Origin of the sequence: Microbulbifer sp. GL-2 (assembly GCF_007183175.1) — a bacterium.
Lineage (GTDB): Bacteria > Pseudomonadota > Gammaproteobacteria > Pseudomonadales > Cellvibrionaceae > Microbulbifer.
This window is the reverse complement of the sequence record NZ_AP019807.1, coordinates 2,562,056-2,585,692: the sequence shown is the minus strand read 5'-3', so window position 1 is coordinate 2,585,692 and position 23,637 is coordinate 2,562,056. Positions and strand designations below refer to the sequence as shown.

The window sequence follows — 23,637 nt, the reverse complement described above, 5'->3', positions numbered from 1 at the left end:
CCCTCCTATGCATTGTTTAATCAGTGGTGGCACAGGCCTGATAGGCAGACTCTTTTGCCAGCGCTGGCTCGCCCGCGGCGACACAATCACCGTATTGAGCCGCCACCCGGACAAGGTGCGTACCCATTGCGGGGAAGCAGTCGGGGCCTGCAGTGAGCCAGAGGAGGTCAAAGAACCGGTTGATGTTGTAGTAAACCTGGCGGGAGAACCTATCTCCCGCCGCTGGACTGAGAAACGCCTAACTGAGATTCGCAGCTCCCGTCTGAATACCACAGAAAAATTGGTGCGCTGGGCCCTGGCCCAGAGGAAACGCCCGGATTACTTCCTGTCAGGATCAGCGATAGGTTACTACGGGGATCGCGGTGGCGAGCTGCTCAGGGAGGACAGCCCTCCCGGCGGCGGATTTTCCGCGCAATTATGTCGCGACTGGGAGGCAGCAACACTCCCACTACAAAGAGCCGGAATGTGTGTCGGGATCATTCGCACTGCCATAGTGCTCTCTACCCGCGGCGGTGCCCTGCCACAGATGTTACCGGCTTTCCGCCTGGGGCTTGGCGGCCCCATGGGCTCCGGAGAGCATTGGATGAGCTGGATTCACGAAGAGGATGAGGTGGGGCTGATACTGCATGCCATCGACAAGCGCCTCTGTACCACATTCAATGCCAGCGCCCCCGAGGCAGTGACCAATAACAGTTTTTCCCGGCTTTTGGCCAAACAATTGCATCGGCCATCTTTTATGCGCTCGCCAGCTTGGCTGCTAAAAATTCTTTTTGGGGACATGGCGGAGGAGTTGCTGCTGTCCAGCGAGCGGGTTGAGCCCCGCACCGCCCTCGACAGCGGCTACAGTTTCCAGTTTCCCACCCTGGAGCAGGCACTTGCCGACCTGATAAATGGCGGCAGCGCCGCCAGCAACGCACAGGCTTAGGCTCGATTCCAGATTGTGTCAGGCAACCAAAATTAAAGACGCCACTCAAGCGGCGGCCATACTACTCTCCAGTGCTTCGGAAAGGTAGCGTCGACTGGACTCACTGGTTACCAAATCTCCGTGGCATTCCATTGGCGCAGAGCCCACCCACTGAGCATGCCAGCGGTACCAGTGGTGTTCCTCAGCTCTTTCGCGCAGTTCAATAAATTCCACTTCTGATGGATCAAAACGATACTCGCGTACAATTTGTCCCGCAAAGGTTTCAAAATTTTTGCGTAGTTGAGCGCCACTCTCCGAGCCAGCACATAGAAATAATAGAGTTCGCCCATCCTGCTCCACGCGCTTGAAGCCAATCCAAACCGCCCGGTTCAAGCGATTGTGCAGTTGGATGGGAGTAAAAGAAACCGGGATGCCCTTCATCTTAAGGTTATCTCGTTTATTGTTATGTTTGTAATCCACAGTCGCTACTCCATGTTAAAAGATAATCAGCGGGTTAGTCCTGTGGCGCCAGTCATCCTAATTCCGGTGCAACTAGCATTCAAGAGTACTTTTTATCCGGCTCGACGCCTGTTCCCTCATTTCCTGTAGGCCTCAGAAATTCCGTTACCCTAAAAGTTCCTCAACATTTCCTGATTGGCGGCAGGGGCCTAAAACGATACCATGCTTGCCCCAGCAGCTCTCGCCAGTATGTCTGCGTACGCAGCAGGGCCGCAGCACTGGGCACCCGGCGCAACACTCCCCCCTGGGCCCTGGGCAGCAATTCCGCTGCACTGCCTACCGACAGCGGCTGCACCTGCAATCCAGCATCATTAAATACTGCGGCTGCCCGAGGCATGTGCCACCAATGGGTGACCAGGACAATACTTTTCACATCAGCACCACGCAATATCCCAGCGCTGTTTACCGCATTCTCTGCGGTAGTACGACTGCAATCATCGCGCCAACTTACCGTACGCGACAGTTTGTCTTCCAGCAGGGCCTCCATCAATTGCGACTCAGCTGCGCGCTCATCCCGGTAAACACGCCCACCGGAAACCAGTATCGGAAGCTTCTTTGGTGCTTGCTGGGCGGCCCACAATACTCGCTCCAAGCTTGTAGCAGACAGACGCTCACTGCCTGTTTCTCCATCCCTGTAGCGTCCTCCGCCGAGGATTACTACCGCCTCCGGAGATACGCCAGCGAGGTCCGGTGCGTCACCCAGGCGCTTTCCCAGCCAGCTGGAAAATGCCGGGGTGGCACTGATCCAGAGCACGGCAAAGGAAATGACCGCCAGCGGCAGGGCAAATCTGCCCAGCAGAGAGCCCTCAGGGGAAAAGCGCAGGAAAAATGCCAGCAACAATCCCAGCAATGGTGCCAGTGGCGGCATTAGTAGGTTGGTCATTACCGTGTGAAATTCGATCAATACTCGAGACCGCCCTCAATTTGGCGGAAACACCCGTACCCACAACGATGACAGGGGGTAATCTGGGTGTTCTCCGGTGGAAGAGCCCGATAGCCACACCCAAGGCATTGTAATTCCTCGTCCGCCCCCACGTATTCGCCAGCCAGTGCCCAGGGCTTACCCTCACGGATACAGCGCATCAGGTTGGGCCACGCTGTTTCTGTTGGATCTGCTGCATTCAACAGCCAGTCGCCACCGCGCTCCTCCAGGGTTCGTAACTCTCCCCCAAGACCTTGCAGGTAATCCGATGCACGGTGCAGGTCATCTTTTAACCAAGCGCGAAGAAAAGCAACTTTGTTGGCAGTAAGGTCCTCCACCGCCAGTTCTCCTTCAACCAGATTTTCAAGATCCTCGCGAAACTCATCGGCCAGATCATCCTTCGGTGGTAACTTTGGTTCCTTCGTCACGGTATCCCTCCTATAATCTCGCGTTTGTGCATCCTATAGGATGCCCTGGGGACGGCAATTGATCACGATCAATCCCATAGATTACAGATCACAGGCAGTCCCACCCAATATTTGGAACGGTTCCCCGCAAATTTTTGATCACAGAGTATAGGTCCCCAATCGATGGAAGAGCAGTACAACCCCTCCGCAGTCGAAGCTTCCGCCCAGGAATTCTGGGAGGCACAGAAGAGCTTTGAGGTTAAGGAAGACACCGGCAGGGAAAAGTTCTACTGCCTATCCATGTTCCCCTACCCCAGCGGCAAACTGCACATGGGCCATGTGCGCAATTACACCATCACCGACGTAATCACCCGCTACCAGCGTATGCAGGGTAAAAACGTGCTGCACCCGATGGGCTGGGATGCCTTTGGACTGCCAGCTGAGAACGCTGCAATCCAGAACAAAACCGCCCCGGCCAAATGGACCTATGCCAATATCGATTACATGAAGGGCCAGTTAAAAGCCCTTGGTTTTGGCTTCGACTGGTCACGGGAACTGGCCACTTGCCAGCCCTCTTACTACCGCTGGGAGCAGTGGTTCTTTACCCGCCTGTACGAGAAGGGCCTGGTTTACAAGAAGAACTCTGCCGTGAACTGGTGTCCCCACGACCAGACTGTGCTTGCCAATGAACAGGTAGAGGACGGGGCCTGCTGGCGCTGCGGCACTACAGTGGAGCGCCGCGAGCTGGCCCAGTGGTTTATCAAGATCACAGATTACGCAGAAGAACTGCTCGATGACCTCGACAAGCTGCCCGACTGGCCCGAACAGGTGCGCACCATGCAGCGCAACTGGATAGGCAAAAGCCGCGGTGTGGAACTGAGCTTCGCCCTGCCCAAGACAGTGGCTGGTATGGACCACTTCGATGTCTACACCACCCGCCCGGATACCCTGATGGGCGTGACCTATGTTTCCCTGGCCGCCGAACATCCTATCGCCCTGGAGCTGGCAGAGAGCAACCCGGAGCTGAAAGCCTTTATTACCGAGTGTAAAAAACAGTCTCTGTCCGAAGCCGATATGGCCACTATGGACAAGAAAGGCATGGATACGGGACTGAAAGCTGTTCACCCCATTTCAGGTGAGGAAGTCTCTGTTTGGGTAGCCAACTATGTACTGATGGATTACGGTTCCGGCGCCGTCATGGCAGTTCCGGCACACGACCAACGCGACTGGGAATTTGCCCAGAAGTATCAACTGCCCGTAGTACAGGTTATTGAAGCCGCCGATGGCCAAACCGTTGACCTGGAAAAGGAAGCCTTCACAGAAAAGGGCAGACTGGTAAATTCAGGCAGCTTTGATGGTCTGGATTTCGATAGTGCCTTTACCGCAATCTCCGCAGCACTGGTGGCTGCCGATAAGGGACGGGTGACCACCAATTACCGCCTGCGTGATTGGGGTGTTTCCCGTCAGCGTTATTGGGGTGCCCCCATCCCGATGTTCAACCTCGCCGATGGCGGAGAAATTCCGGTACCAGCTGAGAAACTCCCCATCCTGTTACCAGAAAATGTGGAGCTTGACGGTGTCCAGTCCCCGATCAAGGCCGATCCTGAGTGGCGCAAGGATGAACTCAACGGCACTCCTGTTGAACGTGAGACCGACACCTTCGACACCTTTATGGAATCCAGTTGGTACTATGCCCGCTACACCTGCCCGGATTTTGAGGAAGGTATGCTCGACCCGGATCGCGCCAACTACTGGCTGCCTGTAGACCAGTATGTGGGGGGTATTGAGCATGCAATTTTGCACCTGTTGTACGCACGCTTTTTCCACAAACTGATGCGTGATGAAGGTCTGGTAAACAGTGACGAGCCTTTCAAGCAGTTACTGTGCCAGGGCATGGTGCTAGCCGAATCTTTCTATAAAGAAGAACACGGCCATAAAACCTGGATCAACCCAGCCGACGTGGATGTCGAGCGCGATGAAAAGGGTAAGCCCACCAAGGCTATCGAACGTGCAACCGGTGAAGAGATTATTGCCGGTGGCGTGGTGAAAATGTCCAAATCCAAGAACAATGGCATAGACCCGCATGCGGCGGTTGAGCAGTATGGTGCCGATACGGTACGCCTGTTCACCATGTTCGCAGCCCCCCCGAACAAACCTTGGAATGGCACGACGCCGGTGTGGAAGGCGCCAGCCGCTTCCTGCGCAAACTCTGGAAAACCGTTCACAACCATGTTGCTGCCGGCTCCAGCGAAGCTGAGATTGATCAGCAGTCACTGAGCGACAAGCAGCAGCAATTGCGCCGCAAAGCCCACGAAACCATCCAGAAAGTGGGTGACGATTACAGCCGTCGCCAGACTTTCAATACCGCCGTTGCCGCAGTTATGGAGCTGCTCAATGAAGTGAATAAACTGGCAGAGCGCGATAGCGAACAGGGTCTTGCCGTTGAGCGGGAAGCTCTGCAGGCCGCGGTACTATTACTTGCACCTATCGCGCCGCATATCTGCCACCAACTGTGGCAGGTACTGGGCAACTCCAGTGCCCTGATTAATACGCCCTGGCCTCAAGTGGATGAAAAAGCACTTGTGCGCTCAACCATCACACTGGTGGTTCAAGTCAATGGTAAGGTCCGCGCCAAGCTGGAAGCTGCGGCCGATGCTGATAAAGAGAGCCTGGAAAAAATGGCCCTGGAAGATGAAAACGTGCAGAAATTTATTGGCGATGCCACAGTACGCAAAGTTATTGTCGTACCGGGTAAGCTGGTGAATATTGTTGCGAAATAGGTCGGTAACACAATGGCCGGGAGCACACTACTCCCGGCCCACTTTGGCCGTAGTTTACGATTAAGCCAGGTAGTTTATGAAGAAAATCGCAAGCCGGGTTATTGCCCTACTCGCCCTCATCACCATCGCCAGCTGTGGCTGGCACTTGCGCGGTGCACCAAAAAATTTCCCACCGGGCAGCACTATTTACATTTCCAGCGAGAATCCTCGCAGCGATATTGCTGATGAACTCAGCCGCCTGCTACACAATGGCGGAGTCCCTGTAGCTGCATCACCGATAGAAGCAGATTACGTAATGGTTATTAATAGGGAAATCGAACGCAAGCTGACCGTTGCCGTGGATTCGGAAGGCCGCGCGTCGGAATATGAGCTGATTACCAGTGCCATTTACAGCGTTCGCACCGGAAGCGGCGAAATCTTGTTAAACAAAGCCCAGGCTGATGTTTATCGTTCTCTTGAATGGGATGTTTCCGAAATCGTCAGTAAAGGCGAAGAGGAACGGTTGCTCCGCGATGAGATGCGCCGCGAACTTATCAGCCGAATGATTGACCGCCTGCGCCGTATTGATGTAGACGCTCCCCTGGAAGATAAAAGCTACTAGGTATTTATACGGCAATGCGCATTAACCCCCAGCAGCTACAACAGAACCTTAATAAAGGACTGGCACCGGTTTATATTATTTCGGGAGATGAGCCCCTGCTGGTCCAGGAGTGTTGCGACCAGATTCGCGTGGCGGCAAGAAAGTCCGGTTTTGAAGAGCGTGAACTTTTACATGCCGAGCACAATTTTGATTGGGGGCTGCTCCTTGCCTCTGCAGGCAATATGTCCCTATTTGCCCAGAAAAAGCTGATTGAAGTGCGCGCACCTGGAGGCAAACCAGGAGACAAAGGCAGTAAGGCACTACAGGAATTTACTGCTCTGTCCAGCCAGGATCTAGTCCTGCTGCTGATTCTTCCCAAACTGGACAGGTCCCAACTCAATAGTAAATGGGTGAAGACCCTGGAAAAAGAGGGGGTGCTAATTCAGGTCTGGCCGGTAACTGCACAGGAAATGCCGCGCTGGATCAACCAGCGACTCAGTGCTTCCGGCCTTACAGCTGAACCCGAGGCAATACAAATCCTGGCAGAGCGAGTGGAGGGTAATCTGCTTGCCGCGAGTCAGGAAATAGAAAAACTTAAGCTGCTAAACAACAATAAACCCATTACTGTCGACGTACTGGAGAATAGCGTTACCAGCTCCGCCCGCTACAGTGTTTTTGATCTTATAGATCGGGCCTTGGCTGGAGAAGCCAACAAAGCGGTAAGAACTTTACAGGGATTGCGTACCGAGGGCATTGAACCGCCAGTAGTACTTTGGGCCCTGGCTCGGGAAATCCGCTCATTATTGGAAATTGGGGAAAAACTCAATCAGGGCCAACCCCTGGCTCGCTTGGTGCGTATCCAAAAACGTCAACCACTGATTCAATCAGCCCTTTCCAGATTACCAACCCGCCAGCTTGAAACACTGCTTTTGAGGGCTCGCACTATCGACACAGCGATTAAAGGCGGAGCCGGGCAGCAATCACCCTGGACCGGGCTACTGGAACTTACCTTGAATTTAAGTGGTCAACGTAGTGTTTAGAACGGAAAACACTGCACACAAAAATATCCAACCATTACACCACGCGCTTATTCAGAAAGTACTTAACACATTAGAAACCTCCCCCAGCTAAAAGGGGAGGCCTATTAACTTCATGGCTCTGCTTCAGTAAATTAATTCTGGGAAATTGTAGCAACGTTGCTATCGCCTGTTTGAAAAACACTAACCATATTGTCAGCACTAGTTTGAGTAACCAAGGTCGTATTGCCATTACCAATCTGCCCAAGGTATGCACTGTGCCCAATACCATTCTGAGACAGAACGATTACGTTATCATTGCTGCTCGATTCGAGCTGGCCAACCTCGACGAGGTTCAACTCACCAACCTGATCGATATCTATACTATTGGCAACACCTTCACTGCCACCGAAGACTGAATTGCCACTACCCGTTTGATCGATAGTTGCCAAGTTTCTCTCCCCCCACTGATAGAAGTCAGCCATATTGACATCCCCTGTTTGAACCAAAGTGCTTGTATTACTGTCACCAAATGTCTGAATGAAACTAAAGTTATCAGCGCCGTTTTGAGCAGCCATCACTACATTATTATGGCCGCCCTGCCAAATCCTGCTAAAGTGCCCTGTGCCCTCCTGATTAAGAGTGACCGTGCTGTTATGGCTAGCTCTCTGTATGACATCGAACGAGTTGAAATCACCAGTCTGTAAAACGTTTGCAGTATTCTCAGTACCAAACTGCTCCAAAAAGCCAGTATTTTCATTACCTACCTGATTTACATGTAGAGTATTTGAATCAAATACCTGCCAACTCCAGAAGTAATTATTATCCCCATCCTGCACAAGAGAGGCAAAATTGTCATTACTAGCTACCTGCCACATTTCAGCGTGGTTATCATTTGCACCAGCGTATTGATCGAGGTATATGGTATTTCCATTTTCTTCCTGATGGGCATAGGCGAAATTTCCAGAACCACCCAGCTGCTGTACAGCCGCTATATTCCCCTCCCCTAACTGGTAAGTGATTGCATCAGAGCCTTGTTGATTCATTTGGCTGGTTTCAGCCCAGTTACCGTTACCAGCCTGGGTCTGCTCAATATAACTATCTTCCGAAAAGGATTGATCTGCATATGCACTGTTATTATCGCCTACCTGTTCCTGGTAAGCCCGATTATCAACTGATGAACTGACCTGACTGATATATAACTCATTGTCATTACCGGACTGTAACTGCTCTCCTAAATTGTTATCAGCAACAGCCTGTTGAGCACCAAAAATTACTGCAAAAACAACAAATATATTTATTCTCATTTAAGATTTACCTTCAGATTAATTAGAAAACAAAAAATGTAACATAAATCCACCGTGCTGAATGCACGGCACATACGTCATAGACTTTCAAAAAACAATCAAGATCATCCACGACCACATCAATAAATAATATATATAGGCCACATCAAAATCAGGCCAACATCAAATACCCCACCCAGAATCGCACTAATGGAAAAGGGCTAAAGACATGAAAATATAGCAACTCTGATTAACTCTCTTAGGGGCAATGAATGGCCACAAAAGAATTTAGAAATTACGCATATCCCCGCCGTCAAAAAAAATATAAACATAACAAGAATGGCAATCAATCAGAAAAAAGTTGTATTCCACTATCTAGCTGGTTGCATTGATATTGACGAACAACGAACAACTGTGGAAAAAACACCGAGAATGGACACCGGCAAGGTAATACAGATCATAGACAAGGCAGCTATCTAGTAGGCTTGCCGATCTCCCTCCAAGCAGCTGCTCTCTTATAGAGTACCCAACAAGACTAAAAGGCCAATAAGTGAATAATCAGACAAATGAAAAAGCCATTTAGAACAATACATTAAACCATATCATCCAATAAACGATGGGACTTTAGGGGCGCCAGTCGATTACGCAGAAACGAAGATACAAAATAAACTTTTAAAGCTCCATCTCTCTTGGGAGCGTAGGTTGAATGAGTTTATCAGTCAATGGATTAATTCAAGCCAAGCTTGACGCATCCTCTTAAATAAGAGGTATTTATCTTTATTGTCATACTTCACCTCGATAAGTAGATTTACCCTCTCAGCAAAGTATCTGGATGCTCATACAGAGGTGAACCAATACAAAGAAAATCATCAAAAAAACGAATGATAAAACTTCAAGGCAAAAAAAGCTGAACGCAAAATCTCGCAAACTGAGTTTTGCAGAGCAACCACTAAAAAGGGATAACTACCAAATCAAGCCTGAACTACTAGATCAGATGCCAAAGAAAATTCCTCACTTAAAAAATTTTACAACCACAATTTAAATAACTACCAAATAGAGGAGCTTGTTTATTCAGGATTCTCTGGGTATGAAAGATATCTCCTCGAACCCCAAAAGGCATAACCAAATAAAAGTCAATAATACTGGATCAGCAATGTGACCTGCAGCACATTTTTTCACAAAACTGTGTCTTAAATGTATTTTGTGATCCATCTCAAGGAATCCTAACTGAAATTTTTATTTAAATGTATATAGTACATTTGTATTATATTATGACTTTATGGCATTTTACTTAAATACTAAAGATTGAATTTTTACTCTCTTTATTACCCCCCATTGCGGGAAAACAATTAATCGAATAAATTTATTCCGCAGCTAAAAATAAAAATATTTTCTTATAAATGCCGCGTACTGGAGGAACCTAGATGAACTTGCGTAAGGAATATGGACACCTTAAAGTTTCTGCTTCAAGAGATAAATCCAGAGGCCCCATCGTTGCCCTCCTGACATCGACTATAAGTATTCAGACTTATATTTTTGCCGGAAGAATTGAGGAACAATTTGAAGCTAAGTGCTTAACATTTGAAAGCTCCTCACTTCCACCTTTTGAAAAATTAAAAATTGAATATCTCATTCTTGATTGCGTGGATCTCGCTATTGAAAATCTGGATCAGATACTGCGAAATATTCATTTAGCACCCTCTCCCCCCAATATAATTTTGCTAAACATTGTGGAAACTGAAGGATTGGACACCATTCTTCATTGGAAGAAGGTTCTAGGGCTGATGCCAGTTGAAAGCGATCCAAGTAAAATCATGGAGAGATTGAATCAAATATTTTCCGGAAAATCCTGGCTTTCCCGCTCAGTATTGAATAACCTTCAAAGAAATCACCGAAAGCCAAAATATAAACCTGATAAATCCTCCAATTTGACGCAAAGAGAGCGGCAAATATTACTATTAATTTGTGACTGCAATACAAATGCAAATATTGCAGAGACACTTTTTGTCAGTGAACATACAGTTAAAAGTCACCTCTATAAGATTTACCGAAAAATTGGCTGTAAAAATCGACTGGAGGCCAGCGGTTGGGCCAATCGCAACTTACAGATGAAATAAAAAAAAGATACTGCAAGCTTACCTTTACAATAATTTCCTGCCTAGGATCTCTATCTGCTCCATCTCAGGAAGAAGTGGGAAGTGAGGAAAGCCCCTCCTAACCGGACAGACATTGACAACACATATAGTGTTATTGGGCATGAATTCACTCGCTGAATATCTGGACATCTCATCTCAAATTTAACTGCATTTAATTACAATCTCACGATTGATGAGGTGCTTTCAACAAGGTGGGCAGTGTAGTTTGGCTGACATATGAGAAAAAAATATTTCGAGCGATGATTTACCCAAGGAACAGAAAACTGTGAAGGTGTCAGATCACGTAGCATCACAAATTAAAAGCAATATTAACCAGAAAAAATTACAGACATCACGGGTTCATTTAAGTTTAGCAAAGGATGAAGTTTGATGAAAAATTCCATAGTGATAGCTGCCTTTTTACTTTCTCTTATATCTTGGCGAGGAGCCTCATCTACAGAATTGATTTATACACCGGTCAATCCATCATTTGGTGGGAATCCACTAAATGGCAATTATCTTTTAAATAATGCAAGCGCGCAGAACAGCAAAAAGGACCCCGATTCTGGGGAATCTCCATATTCAACATCATCCGCACTGGATAGATTCACTGACACACTGGAATCCAGGCTCTTGTCACAACTTTTGACTGATGTAGGTGACGGGAATAATGGAACCCTAGTGACAGACGATTTTATTGTCAATATCTTGGATGTGGATGGAACATTAACGATAACTATCACAGATGCTGTCACTGGTGAAATTTCTGAAATTATCGTAGCTGGATTAAACCCGGGAAACTGATAACCATATGGTTATTAGATAAAATTTTTTGAGCTTCAGAGGTAGCTGGGATGTTGTCGAGAATACTGCTTGTAGTATTTATTTCCTTCTTGTGTGTTTGTAGTTTTTTACAGAAAACTGGAGAGGCTTTATTTGGTCCTAGTTACGAGAAGGCGACTTTGACTGATAGAATGAGTACTTATGCAGATCTATTGAATTTACCAGACCCCAGAGGAAAAATCGTTATAGCCGTTTATGGTTTTAGTGATCAAACGGGGCAATACCGGCCGGCTCCTTCGAGTTCATTCTCTACAGCTGTTACCCAGGGTGCGGCTTCCATGTTGGTTCGGGTTCTTAACGAGTCAGGGTGGTTTGTCACTCTGGAAAGAGAAGGACTGCAAAACCTACTTACTGAAAGAAAAGTAATTTGAGCCGCACTGAACGAGGAGGAAACACCACCGCCTTTTGAGTTGCCGTCCTTAATGTCCGCAAATATGATGCTTGAAGGTGGTATTGTCGCCTACGAAACCAATATAAAGACCGGGGGTACTGGAGCGCGGTATTTCGGCATTGGCCTTTCTTCACAATATCGTGTTGATGAAGTAACCGTAAACTTACGTGCAGTGGATGTTCGAACTGGTCGAGTGCTCAGTAGCGTTCTGACCAGTAAGAAAATATTTTCTAGGCAGTTACAGGGTGATGTTTATACCTTTATGGAGTATAAACGTTTGTTGGAGATTGAGGCTGGCACTACGACAAATGGTCCAGCTCAACTTTGTGTGCTTTCAGCCATTGAATCAGCAGTAATCCACCTAATTGCCAATGGTGTAAATGGAAAATTATGGGCTTTACAGGATAATAGTGAGTACCCCTTTTCTGTTTTGGATGAGTATTCTGAGAGTTCAGTAAAAATTCTCTAGCAGAGATAAATCACTGAATGTTGGCAAGGCATAATAAATGCCGTATTAATTTTGCTATATTTTTAATCAACATCCTATCAAGAGAAGTGTTAAACATTTAAGTTCAATAGATTTTAATAGAGAAACGGGTATTAATTATGATGGCAACCTTAAAGATGTGCCATAAAGTTGGAAGGTATAGGTAAGATATAAACAACTGAAGAAAGAAGCCTCCACTTCTGAGGAGGCCCCTTACTTACTATATCTAGTATAAGTTAATCAACATTAATTTTGAGTAATAGTAGCCATATTGTTTTCACCAAACTGATGAACGCTAGCCATATTGAAATCGCTGGTCTGGGTAACTAAAGTAGTATTGTTATTGCCGGACTGTCCTAAGTGGGCGCCATGCTCAAAGCCAGTTTGAGACAGAGTAATCATATTATCCCCACCCAGGTCCTGATGAACTTCTGCCAGGTTGAGTTCGCCAACTTGGTCGATATCCACCATATTAGCTACGCCTTCGCTGTAGCCAGAAGCTGAGTTGGCACTGCCAGACTGATCAATAGTCACCTGATTCAGATCGCCAGACTGCGAGAATTCGGTCCAGTTCATATCACCATTTTGAACCAGGGCAGCCGCATTGCTGTTGCCATACTGGTACATATCACCAATGTTGTTGGTGTCATTTTGGGTAATAGTGGTTAAGTTATCGTCACCATATTGCGCTGTGACGCTGGAGTTTCCAACACCATCCTGAGCAATAGTGGTAATATTACTAACACCAAATTGTGACATATCCAAATAATTGTAATCGCCAGTTTGCACCAGATTTGCGGTGTTTTCTGCACCACTCTGATTTGCGAAGCCCACATTACCCTCACCCACCTGACCACCCAGGAAACCATCTGCTGATGGGTACCAGGTGCTGCCCCAAACGCTGTTAGCATCACCGGTCTGAGTGCTCACAAACAGGTTGCCATTACCTTCCTGCTGCAGATAGGCCGTATTATCATTACCATCCTGCAATGCATCGAGGGCATTATCATGAGAGTCAGAGTATTGGTCCAGATGCATTACATTTTCACTGCCCATTTGGGTAGCAAAGGCTGAATTTCTAGCGCCATCCCACTGGTGTATTACTCCTTGGTTACCCTCTCCCTGTTGGAATGTGTAAGCCTCGGACCCTTCTTGATTACTCTGACTGGTAGTCGCATAGTTGCGATTTCCAACCTGAGTCTGATCAATAAAGTTGCTATCGGCATATGACTGCTCGGTAGAAGCGATATTATCATTGCCTTCCTGCCACTGATAAGCGGCATTGTTTGTGGACTCGACCACCTGATAAATATCAGCAATATTGTCGTTACCAGCTTGCAGCTGATCACCGTAGTTACTGTCGGCCATTACCTGGCCGGCACCTACGAGCATTGCAATTGCGGTAGCAAGTGAAAGCTTTTTCATTTCTGCTTCTCCCTAAGACTAAATAAATAAAATGCAAATAAAAAAACAGCGAGCTAGTCATACTGAACTACCTGCACTGCATGGTTGTCACCGAACTGCGCGACAAATCCGAATAGCCCATCACCATTTTGAACGATGTTGGCAGAATTCCCGTTTCCGACTTGATTAATAAGGGCAATATTATCTATACCATTCTGAACGGCAGTGGCTTGGTTGTAGGCTCCAGATTGAGAAATAGCCGCATAGTTATAATCACCGCTCTGGTGAATTACAGCCTCATTTGAGATTCCATCCTGAAGCAAAAAAACCTGATTATACTGACCTGTCTGTACCACTTCAGCTACGTTGTAATCCCCAAGCTGGCTCACCTCAGCCAACTGTCCATTAATGGAATCATCTCGCTGAAGAAGTAAGTCGAGAGCACCCTGGCCAGATAATAATTCATCGTGACCATCCAGGTCTCCAGCCCAAGCGCCCGAAATGGGCATCAGCATAAGGATTAGATAATAAATAGCCGCCCTAATAGCAGTCACTCAGCTCCCCTCAGTCAAATTAAATAAACTTTGTAAAGTTCACCTACAGAGAGCACTATAGAGACAATAAGAAAAGGAATAAATCAGAAGAAAGGGTATTTTTACAAACTAAAAAAGCTGCAAATTTGCAACTTTCGTATGACTCAAAAAAAACAGACTTAAAAAAGAAAACCAAGCTGCAGACAGAAATCTGAAGAAAGGAAATTACATTATATTACATGAAGATTCAACCCATAAAAAAACCGGAAAAGCCAAATCGAAAACTGTAACCATATTTGTCAGCCTTAGAAGTCCCCCTTAGTTACCTGGAATCACAAAGTATAAGAAAGGCACCACAAAAAATCAGAGAATTTTCACGGGACTTTCGGAATACTCATCCAAGATCGACGCTGGAAATTCACTACCTTCCTTTAAAGCCCATAAGTTTCCAGTAACGCCATTCGCAATAAGGTGAATAACTGCAGATTCAATGGCTGAAAGCACACAGAGTTGAGCCGGATCATTAGTCGTCATACCCGCCTCAATCTCCAGTAAACGTTTATATTCCACAAAAGTGTAAACATCACCCTGAACTTGCCGGGATAAAATTTTCTTACTAGTCAGAACACTACTGAGAACACGACCTGTTCTTACATCGACAGCACGTAAATTAACTGTAACCTCATCAACACGATATTGTGAAGAAAGGCCAATACCGAAATACCTCGCTCCAGCACCCCCGGTTTTTATATTGGTATCGTAGGCGACAATACCACCTTCAAGCATTATATTTGCCGACATCAAGGACGGCAGGTCAAAAGGCGGCGGGGTTTCCTCTTCCTTCAGTGCAGCCCGAATTATTTTCCTTTCGGTAAGCAGGTTTTGCAGTCCTTCTCTTTCCAGAGTGACAAACCACCCTGACTCGTTAAGAACCTGAACCAACATGGAAGCCGCACCCTGAGTAACAGCCGTAGAGAATGAACTCGAAGGGGCAGGCCGATATTGTCCCGTTTGATCACTAAAGCCATAAACGGCTACGACGATTTTCCCCCTGGGGTCCGGTAAATTCAATAGATCTGCATAAGTACTCATCCTATCGGTCAAAGTCGCCTTCTCATAACCAGGACCAAATAGAGCCTCGCCGGTTTTCTGAAAAAAACTACAACCACTTAAGATAAAAACAAATACTACAAACAATATTCTCGACAACATCCACACCACCCCTGAAACTCACAAAAATTTCATTCCATGACCGCATGACAGTCAATTTCCCGGGTTCAATCCTACTACGACAATTTCAGAAATCTCCCCAGTGACAGCGTCTGTAATAGTTATTGTTAAGGTTCCATCCACATCCAGAATATTCACAATAAAATCATCTGTTACCAGAGTTCCATCATTTCCATCACCCACATCCGTCAAAAGCTGTGACAACAATCTGGACTCCAAGGTATCTGTAAACCTGTCCAGGGAAGAAGAATCAGAGTACGGGGATTTATCAGATTTTGGGTCCTTTTTGCTATTCTGGGCACTTGCGTTATTCAGGAGGTAGTTGCCATTTAAAGGATTTCCGCCAAATGAAGGGTTGACTGGCGTATAAATTAATTCAGTAGCAGAACTTGCAACAGGTACAATTGATACAAAAATAAAAAAAACAATTAAAAAAATTTTCATTATATTTCCTCCCCAGCCAAATCCAAATTTTGCGAGAACAACTCCTGCAATCTCTGCTGGCGAACATTATTATTTATTTGCGATGCTGCTTGCGCCACTATTTCCCCAAACCGCCTACGCCCAGGATAAACTACAGTCCGAAATACCTGTTTATTTTCATAGGTAACCCACACGACGCTACCCCATCTGGCCGATGGTCTCTCATGGACAGTAAGGTTATAATCAAATTCTGTTAAATTACTGGTAATGTAAATGGAGAGAGAGCGGGTAAACTCGTGGCCGATACCACTTACCGTATTATCGATTACCAGCCCTGTAAGAAGGGAATCCTCTCCTTCTATAGACTCCAGCTCTTGTGACTGGGCAAGGGAAAATAATGACCAAAGCAGTATTGAGAGGAAAATCCTCTTAGGGAGATAAAAGTTTATATTCATCTTATAAGTTTTGGGTTGCCCAACTACTCGCTTCCAACCGGTTTTTACAGCCAATCTTCCGATATATTTTATAAAGATGACTCTTGACAGTATGCTCACTAACACACAAAGCTTCAGCAATATTTGCGTTAGTATGGCAATCGCAGATCAACTGTAGTATCTGCCTCTCACGCTGGGTCAGGTTTGAGGTTTTTCCTCTCCATTTTTTTGGCTTTCTATGTTGCCGTAGGAAATTGTGCAGCACATCTCTTGGAAACCAATACTCTCCAGAAAAAATTCTACCCAATCTATCCATGATTACTTTAGGATCGCACTCCGTAGGCATTAAGCCCAGGACTTTCTCCCAATGAAGAACAAAGTCCATATCACCAGTGCTCCCAACATTAATGAGAATAATATTGGGAGGATTTGAAATTGCGTGAATATCACGCAACAACTGATCAAGATCAGAAACAGAAAGGTCTGCACAATCCAGGAGAAGGTATTCAGTGTCGATATCATCAAAGGATGAAATTGACAATCGCTGAAATATGGAACACTTGGTCTTAAATTCATCCTCTATTCGACCTGCAAAGATCGAGGATTGAAGATTGATTGACGCAGTTAAAAAAGCAACTGCTGGTCCTTTGGACTCCTGATTCGGAGCTACAACTTTAAGGCGTGCATAATCCTTATGCAAATTCATCTGGGTTCCCCCAACATGCGGTCCTTTTAAGATCTTATTTACTATCTGTTTTGCTCTTATTTACTTTTATTTTGTGGCCGTCTTCGCTGTGAGCTAAATCTATTCGATCAACCCCCCGCCTGCAACAAGAAGTGATCTAGATATCAAAAATTCAATCTTAAGTGTGCCAGCATCATCACAAAAAGTCACTTTTCCATACAAAGGTATTATATTTTTTGCAACAAAAAACTTTTCTAAACATCCTTTGGTGTAGATTTAGAAATATACAAAAAATCCAATGAATATCGAGAAGTTTGTACTGGTCCACAAAATTAATAGATTTAAATCGACAAATAAGTCTAAAAATTCATGCGGCAGATTGAATATATGACGTAAGTCGTAAGTGCCACGCTGAATGCGAAAATCTAATTGCTTATTCGTATTCAACAAGTATCAATTAAAATCATGGGGCAATAAGAAATAATCAATATTAGTTTGAATAAAAGTCACGAAAAATATAATTATCAAAGTATCTTCATCATATTTTTTATGTCACCCCACAATACAACTCGTACAAATAGTAAACGCTTTTTAGATGTTTTATGCTCTTTATCCACACCTATCAACCTGAGTTTTCAACTTGAGACTGGGAAGATGGTACCGGTTAGACTATGAATCACACACAATTTTGCCCACTTCACATGGACTTAGGTCATGAGTAACATTATTCAACCCTCTGCACATGCATCCACCCACTTGGTAAATAACCAAGTTCCCACTTTATCTGGGCACAATTTGTATGCGGGAGATAAGGCCCTTCAGGAGTCAGTACATATCAATGGGGGCCATTGGGCCGAAGATGACTTACAACGTTACGGCGAGGTATGTGGTCGTCCAGAAATGATTGAACGGGGTTATGCCGCCAACGAGTTTAAACCCCTATTTGAAAGCCATGATCGGGTCGGTAACCGTATAGACTTGGTTCGCTACCACCCCTCTTATCACCAGCTAATGCAACTGGCTCTCTCTGAGGGATTACACAGCACTCCCTGGACTGACCCTCGCCCAGGAGCAAATGTAGCCAGAGCGGCAAAGAACTATCTACAGTGCCAGCTGGAGGCCGGTCACGGATGCCCGGTTACCATGACTTTTGCCTCAATACCCTCAATTCAACTTAACAAAGAAGTTGCCGATCAGTGGGTCCCCAAAATATTGAGTCGAGGCTATGACGGCAGCAACCGCCCATACTTTGACAAGTCCTCGTTGACAATCGGTATGGGAATGACCGAGAAGCAAGGCGGTTCTGACGTACGTGCCAATACCACATCCGCGATTCCCGTGGGAAATGGAATCTATGAATTGTTAGGTCACAAATGGTTTATGTCCGCCCCCATGTGCGATGGCTTCCTCGTATTGGCCCAGGCACCAGGAGGCCTCTCCTGCTTCCTGATTCCTCGCTGGCGACCAGATGGAAGTAAAAACCCCCTGGAAATCCAGAGGCTAAAATTGAAGGCTGGTAATGTCTCCAATGCTTCATCAGAGATAGAAATGCGGGGTGCCATGGGTTGGCTATTGGGAGAAGAAGGACGTGGCGTAAATGCTATTATCAAGATGGTAGCCATCACTCGCTTTGATTGCATGGTTGGCTCCTCAGGGGGACAGCGCCAAGCGGTTGTACAGGCTATTTATCACGCATCTAAAAGGAAAGCCTTTGGCCAGAAACTAATTAATCAACCCCTGATGAGAAATGTATTGGCCGATCTGCATTTGGAAGTTGAGGGCTCAATCGCTCTGGCAATGCGTATGGCCAGAGCTATGGACCAAGAGGATCAGGAACACGAGCAGATGCTACTACGTCTGGGTGCTGCGGTAGGTAAGTATTGGGTTTGTAAGCGCAGCCCCCATCATGCTTATGAAGCAATGGAGTGCTTGGGGGGTAATGGAGTCATCGAGAACTTTATAACCGCCCGCCTTTATCGAGATGCCCCAATCAATGCCATTTGGGAAGGATCCGGAAACATTCAAGCCTTGGATGTACTGCGGGCAATTACAAAAACTCCTGCTGTGATCAATCATTGGATGGACGAAATGGCTATCAGCCTAGGCAAAAATAAATATTATGATAAAGCTATAGATTTACTAAAGAAGGAACTTTCGGACTTGGATCAATTTGAATATCGGGCACGTAATATTATAGATCAAATGGCGATTACGATGCAGGCTCACTTACTTCTCCAGGCGAATAATGAGGCAGTAAGCGATGCCTTTATTCAATCAAGAATGGGTGGACAGGGTACCCACAGCACAGGCACCCTACCCAAAGGTGTCGATATCGAAACACTGCTCAGGCGCGGTGATCCACTTTCGATATAAGAATAATAACCCTTCAGGTCTATAGCTTTTAGAACCCGGTAATTGCCGGGTTTTTTGATGACATAGAAGGAAACTGTCAGTTAAAAAAAGCTATAGCGAAAACCCAACTGCCCACGAACTCCATAATACTCCACTTGTTTGGGTCTATCTTCATTACCAATGTAATATGTCAGAGGTTCATTAGTAAGATTTAAAGCTTCAGCAAAGATCACGAAATTATCATTAACCGTATAATTTGCACTCATATCCAAGCTAGTATAATCCCCATAGTATTGATCTTCGCTTTTGCTACCACCATGCTCCTCAACATATTCTCCCTTATGATTTTGAGCCAGGCGAATGGAGAAAGCACCGTTATCATAGTAAACAGAGAGATTATGTAATAAATCAGCCTGACGGGAAATTGGCACTGATTCATCACGGTCAGGAATATGCATTTTTGAATCCATCAGGGTGACATTCGCTGATATCCCGAAGTTTGAAAGGAATCCAGGCAGGAAATCCAGTCGGCGCACCAGGTTAAACTCCATCCCCCTCAGCCAGGCATCATCACCATTTTCCGGACTATAAATATCGACACCTGATGCACCGTTGTATTCACCTTCCTTCACATCTGTAAAAATAGGATCGGTAATCTCCTTATAGAAAAGCCCTGCAGAAAATATTCCAGTGTTATTAAAATAGTACTCATACATCACATCCAGGTTCCAGGAGTATGTTGGATCAAGATTTGGATTACCACCAATAAACTCATTATCGTGCTCAGCGTAGTAACCTCCTGGGTTAAGGTCACCAAAATCCGGCCTGGCAAACGTTCTGGTTAGAGCAAATCTTATGGTACTATCTTCCGTAAATGCGTACTTCAGATGAGCCGATGGTAACACTGATAAGTAATCTTTATCGCCATTAAATGGCATCAGATATCCACTGCCAGACTCATCGCTAACAAATATCTGGCTATCCATACTCGTTTGCGTCTGAGTGAGTCGCAACCCCATGACCAAAGTGGCTCTATCTAAAAGTTCATAAGTACCCATACCATAAGCAGATAAATGTCTCTCAGTCAGCTCAAAATTTCGCCCAAGAGCTCCTCCATTTTCTAGCAAGGCAGACTCTTCGGGGACCAAAATAAATTTATCCCGGTTTTCGTTCCAAAAGCTCTCCAGTTGGGACATTGAAGCAACCTGAGAGAATTGAGACTGATAATTAACATCCAGTTCAGACAAAAAGTCACTTCTACCTGGCTGGTCTGATAAGGTGAAATCAGCAAGCTCCGGAGCTGGACCATAATTTTCCTCATCCCAAGCGTAAAACTCGTCGGAGAATTTTGAAACCCTTTCCTTATCCCGATATTTCACCCCAAACTTTAAGTCTAATTCACTAGAATACTCAGAAGTAAAATCGAAAGTGAAAACTATTTTATCTTTTTCATTAACATACACTTTATATAGCTCAACCCAGGATAATCTGGACTGAGCCGGGTCCATTTCAAAATCATCGGGAAGATGAGTAGTAATATTTTCTGCTGGGTCAGTGCCCCCATCGATCCGATTGTAAACCAACCCATCATCATCCAAGCCAATAAATCCTACATCCGCTTGATCGAAGCGCACCACAAAGTAAGAACTATCATCTTTATTGGGTGTATTCCCATAGCGGAATTCATTATCATAGCTGGCTAAACTCCAATTAAGCTGGTTATCATCGCCGAAAAATTGCTCTCCACCAACTTCAACACCCTGCATACGTGTTATTAAAGTATTGTGGATATGTTGAAGTTCCATTCTATTTTTATCGAACCGCAGCCTGTGCTTGTAATGTATCTCCTCATCTTCTAATGTTCCATATAAACCACGAGCAAAAATCTTACCACCTTCTTCCAATCGGTACTCAGTAGCAAGGTTTAGCCCCAGGGTATCTCTAGTTCCGGTATAGTCTCGCAGTTCCAATCGATATATCCCTTCCCCTTTACGGCGGGGCTCGTAGTTATCTGTTGCCCAATCCCTGCTCCAACCAGTTACATTGGCCAAGAATCCCCATTTGCCATCTTCACTTCTATCTCCGTATAGAAGACTCATGGATTTAATATCACCATCTGCTTTATCTGCATATCCACCAGACATGGATACATCAAAAACACGTTCCTCAGGAGCAGTACGGGTGATAAAGTTTACATTACCTCCAATGGAATCTCCTTCCTGGTCAGCAGTAATAGCCTTGGAAACTTCGATACGTTCAATTAACTCTGATGGAAAGAAATCAAATGCCGTAGCCCTGCTGGTAGTTTCTTCTTCCGCAGATGGCAGTCGGTGGCCATTAAGACTGGAGGAACTCCACTGGGATGGCAGACCACGTACAGCTACGAAACGCCCTTCTCCCTGATCGCGTTCGATAGAAATGCCTGATACTCTCTGGACAGCCTCTGCAGCATTTCGATCCGGCAGTTTACCGATTGTATCGGCCGATACCACATTGAGGATACGATTAGATTTCCGTTGAACTTCCAGGGAGCGCAACTCTGTATCAAACATTCGTCCCAACACTACTACCTCTTCTATACCGCTGTCACCCTGGTAACTTTCCTTACTACTTTCCTGTGCATAAGTGTCACTTACCTGCCCCGCCAGCAAAGCAATCGCTGTGGGCAATAATTTGATACGAATCATTATCTATCCCCTGCCTCAATAAAAATGTGATTGGCAAATTTTTATCGAAACAGATTAAATTTGCTCGACCACCACCAAAATTCTGGACTAGACCAGAACTCTAGGTTTAATTTGTTACGTTTGCATAACAGGAACATGAATATTCCCTACCCTCACTAAAGTGATTTATTTTCAGTAATTATTTCTACACATTCGAGAAGACTCCTAACTTAACAAACAAACTGTCACAAAAGCGTAACCACCAATAACTAAAATCTGGTCTAGACCAAATATCAACAACTGGCTACTATGAAAACCATCGACAAGAGGCTGGTACCCACTCCCAGAATATTTAACAGTAGTGAGTTTTTACTGCTTATCTTTACTGGATTCGCAGCCTTCTTCACTTACTTCTGTATGTATGCTTTTAGGAAGCCTTTTGTGGCGGCCTCCTACTCTGAAATTACCGGATGGGAATTTATTCTCGACTATAAGTCCGCATTAATTATTTCCCAAGTACTTGGATATGCCTTTTCAAAGGTTGTCGGGATTAAAGTTATATCAGAGTTGCACCCAGTACAGCGAGGAAAGTTACTTATACTCCTGATACTTGCCAGCCACCTAGCTCTGGTGGCATTCGCGATAGTCCCAGCTCCCTATAATGTGGCCATGCTTTTTTTTAATGGCCTACCCCTTGGGATGGTGTGGGGATTGGTATTCAGTTACCTGGAAGGTCGTCGCCTTACTGAAGTATTAGGTGCAATTTTGTGTGTTAGCTTAATCGTTTCTTCAGGGGCTGTAAAAGCCGTGGCTGCCTACTTAATGCTGGAATGGAAAATTCCAGAAACCTGGATGCCAGCAACCGTGGGAGTGCTATTTTTACCAGCCTTGTTTCTATCAATATTTGTGCTCAGCAAAACCCCCCAACCCAGCCAAGCAGATATTAGTGCGCGCAAACAACGTATACCTATGAGTGCCAAAATGCGCTGGAGATTTCTTGGTGAAACTAATTTAGGCCTACTAGCTTTAATAACAGCTTATGTATTTTTGACTGCATTCCGAGATTTCACGGATAATTTTGCTGCGGAACTTTGGCAAGCTTTGGGGCACAGTGAAGCACCACATATTTTTCTTACTAGTAGCCTTCCTGTTGCACTGGTGGTACTAGGTAGCCTGGCGCTACTTGTCTTTGTTCGTAACAACTACCGTGCATTTCAACTAAATCTTTTATTAGTAGCGGCTGGAGGAGTTACTTGTATTACAGCAACCCTTGCCTTTGAGGGTGGAGCCATATCCGGGATTACCTGGATGATCGCAATTAATATCGGGCTCTATGTCGGCTATGTTCCATTTAACTGTCTACTATTTGAGCGCCTGGTCGCCTGCACGAAAAGCCTTGGCAATGCAGGCTTTGTTATCTATCTGGCAGATAGCTCAGGCTATATCGGCAGTATTGGTGTCATGCTATACAAAACATTCGCACAACCGAATTTAAACTGGTTACAGTTTACTCAGCAATTCTGCTATGCCACTGGTTTTGCATGCATACTGCTAATGCTGTTCTCACTCTTTTTCTTTACTCGCCTGAGCCGTAATTATTATTCACGGTCGGAGCATATTACCACTGTAGCATATTAGGG

At 45.6% G+C, this 23,637-nt stretch carries 20 protein-coding genes and 1 pseudogene; 10 read left to right on the top strand and 11 right to left on the bottom strand.

The genetic code is table 11. The annotated features are described in order from the left end of the window. The first annotated feature begins 7 nt into the window (after window positions 1-7). A complete protein-coding gene (locus GL2_RS11220; protein WP_143730738.1) occupies window positions 8-925 on the top strand; it encodes a TIGR01777 family oxidoreductase in 918 nt (305 codons plus the stop codon). Window positions 926-970: 45 nt separating this feature from the next. Here GL2_RS11220 and GL2_RS11215 read toward each other — a convergent pair whose 3' ends face one another. From GL2_RS11215 to GL2_RS11205, 3 genes are all read right to left on the bottom strand, one after another. Continuing rightward, complete coding sequence (locus tag GL2_RS11215; protein WP_143730737.1) at window positions 971-1,384, bottom strand: hypothetical protein; 414 nt, start codon at window positions 1,382-1,384, stop codon at window positions 971-973. A 160-nt stretch (window positions 1,385-1,544) separates the two neighbouring features. After that, complete coding sequence (locus GL2_RS11210) at window positions 1,545-2,327, bottom strand: YdcF family protein (RefSeq protein WP_232053599.1); 783 nt, start codon at window positions 2,325-2,327, stop codon at window positions 1,545-1,547. Further along, entirely contained in the window at window positions 2,324-2,773 is a 450-nt protein-coding gene (locus GL2_RS11205) for a hypothetical protein (RefSeq protein WP_143730736.1), read from the bottom strand. Before GL2_RS11205 ends, GL2_RS11210 begins: the two co-directional genes overlap by 4 nt. A gap of 162 nt (window positions 2,774-2,935) precedes the next feature. Between GL2_RS11205 and leuS the strand changes: the two genes are divergently transcribed. The 4 genes from leuS to holA all read left to right on the top strand — a co-directional run bounded on the left by leuS (window position 2,936) and on the right by holA (window position 7,152). Next, window positions 2,936-5,029, top strand: coding sequence for a leucine--tRNA ligase (leuS, locus tag GL2_RS11200; protein WP_232053598.1), 2,094 nt, complete (start codon window positions 2,936-2,938; stop codon window positions 5,027-5,029). Beyond that, window positions 4,930-5,532 (top strand): class I tRNA ligase family protein, encoded by a 603-nt coding sequence (locus GL2_RS21910; RefSeq protein ID WP_370452151.1) that lies wholly within the window; start codon window positions 4,930-4,932, stop codon window positions 5,530-5,532. Before leuS ends, GL2_RS21910 begins: the two co-directional genes overlap by 100 nt. 76 nt (window positions 5,533-5,608) lie before the next feature. Then, entirely contained in the window at window positions 5,609-6,133 is a 525-nt protein-coding gene (gene lptE / locus GL2_RS11195) for an LPS assembly lipoprotein LptE (RefSeq protein ID WP_143730735.1), read from the top strand. A gap of 14 nt (window positions 6,134-6,147) precedes the next feature. Then, window positions 6,148-7,152 carry a DNA polymerase III subunit delta gene (holA, locus tag GL2_RS11190; protein WP_143730734.1) on the top strand — a complete coding sequence of 335 codons (1,005 nt, stop codon included), beginning with the start codon at window positions 6,148-6,150 and terminating at the stop codon, window positions 7,150-7,152. Between the two features lie 131 nt (window positions 7,153-7,283). On the opposite strand, the gene GL2_RS11185 is transcribed toward holA, so the two are convergent. After that, on the bottom strand, window positions 7,284-8,435 hold the full coding sequence (locus GL2_RS11185) for a hypothetical protein (RefSeq protein WP_143730733.1): 1,152 nt from the start codon (window positions 8,433-8,435) through the stop codon (window positions 7,284-7,286). A gap of 1,403 nt (window positions 8,436-9,838) precedes the next feature. Here GL2_RS11185 and GL2_RS11180 point away from each other — a divergent pair. The 3 genes and pseudogenes from GL2_RS11180 to GL2_RS11170 all read left to right on the top strand — a co-directional run bounded on the left by GL2_RS11180 (window position 9,839) and on the right by GL2_RS11170 (window position 12,252). Beyond that, a complete protein-coding gene (locus tag GL2_RS11180; RefSeq protein WP_143730732.1) occupies window positions 9,839-10,531 on the top strand; it encodes a helix-turn-helix transcriptional regulator in 693 nt (230 codons plus the stop codon). Window positions 10,532-10,939: 408 nt separating this feature from the next. Then, a complete protein-coding gene (locus GL2_RS11175) occupies window positions 10,940-11,353 on the top strand; it encodes a curli assembly protein CsgF (RefSeq protein ID WP_143730731.1) in 414 nt (137 codons plus the stop codon). Window positions 11,354-11,403: 50 nt separating this feature from the next. Beyond that, window positions 11,404-12,252, top strand: a pseudogene (locus tag GL2_RS11170) (CsgG/HfaB family protein). Between the two features lie 264 nt (window positions 12,253-12,516). On the opposite strand, the gene GL2_RS11165 reads toward GL2_RS11170, so the two are convergent. The 6 genes from GL2_RS11165 to GL2_RS11140 all read right to left on the bottom strand — a co-directional run bounded on the left by GL2_RS11165 (window position 12,517) and on the right by GL2_RS11140 (window position 17,000). Then, window positions 12,517-13,695 carry a hypothetical protein gene (locus tag GL2_RS11165; protein WP_143730730.1) on the bottom strand — a complete coding sequence of 393 codons (1,179 nt, stop codon included), beginning with the start codon at window positions 13,693-13,695 and terminating at the stop codon, window positions 12,517-12,519. A gap of 53 nt (window positions 13,696-13,748) precedes the next feature. Further along, window positions 13,749-14,228 (bottom strand): curlin minor subunit CsgB, encoded by a 480-nt coding sequence (locus GL2_RS11160; protein ID WP_143730729.1) that lies wholly within the window; start codon window positions 14,226-14,228, stop codon window positions 13,749-13,751. 342 nt (window positions 14,229-14,570) lie between these two features. Then, window positions 14,571-15,419 carry a CsgG/HfaB family protein gene (locus GL2_RS11155; protein ID WP_143730728.1) on the bottom strand — a complete coding sequence of 283 codons (849 nt, stop codon included), beginning with the start codon at window positions 15,417-15,419 and terminating at the stop codon, window positions 14,571-14,573. A gap of 51 nt (window positions 15,420-15,470) precedes the next feature. After that, entirely contained in the window at window positions 15,471-15,881 is a 411-nt protein-coding gene (locus GL2_RS11150) for a curli assembly protein CsgF (protein WP_143730727.1), read from the bottom strand. Next, the gene (locus GL2_RS11145) at window positions 15,881-16,315 is read right to left on the bottom strand and encodes a CsgE family curli-type amyloid fiber assembly protein (RefSeq protein ID WP_143730726.1); all 435 of its coding nucleotides are present in this window, start codon (window positions 16,313-16,315) and stop codon (window positions 15,881-15,883) included. The genes GL2_RS11150 and GL2_RS11145 overlap by 1 nt, the downstream gene beginning before the upstream one ends. A gap of 1 nt (window position 16,316) precedes the next feature. After that, complete coding sequence (locus tag GL2_RS11140) at window positions 16,317-17,000, bottom strand: helix-turn-helix transcriptional regulator (protein WP_143730725.1); 684 nt, start codon at window positions 16,998-17,000, stop codon at window positions 16,317-16,319. 693 nt (window positions 17,001-17,693) lie between these two features. On the opposite strand from GL2_RS11140, the gene GL2_RS11135 reads away from it, so the two are divergent. Next, entirely contained in the window at window positions 17,694-19,352 is a 1,659-nt protein-coding gene (locus GL2_RS11135; protein ID WP_143730724.1) for an acyl-CoA dehydrogenase family protein, read from the top strand. A gap of 80 nt (window positions 19,353-19,432) precedes the next feature. Here GL2_RS11135 and GL2_RS11130 read toward each other — a convergent pair whose 3' ends face one another. Continuing rightward, the gene (locus GL2_RS11130; RefSeq protein WP_143730723.1) at window positions 19,433-22,018 is read right to left on the bottom strand and encodes a TonB-dependent receptor; all 2,586 of its coding nucleotides are present in this window, start codon (window positions 22,016-22,018) and stop codon (window positions 19,433-19,435) included. 288 nt (window positions 22,019-22,306) lie between these two features. Here GL2_RS11130 and GL2_RS11125 point away from each other — a divergent pair, with 288 nt between their 5' ends. Then, window positions 22,307-23,635 carry a DUF5690 family protein gene (locus GL2_RS11125; protein ID WP_197736442.1) on the top strand — a complete coding sequence of 443 codons (1,329 nt, stop codon included), beginning with the start codon at window positions 22,307-22,309 and terminating at the stop codon, window positions 23,633-23,635. Window positions 23,636-23,637: the final 2 nt, after the last annotated feature.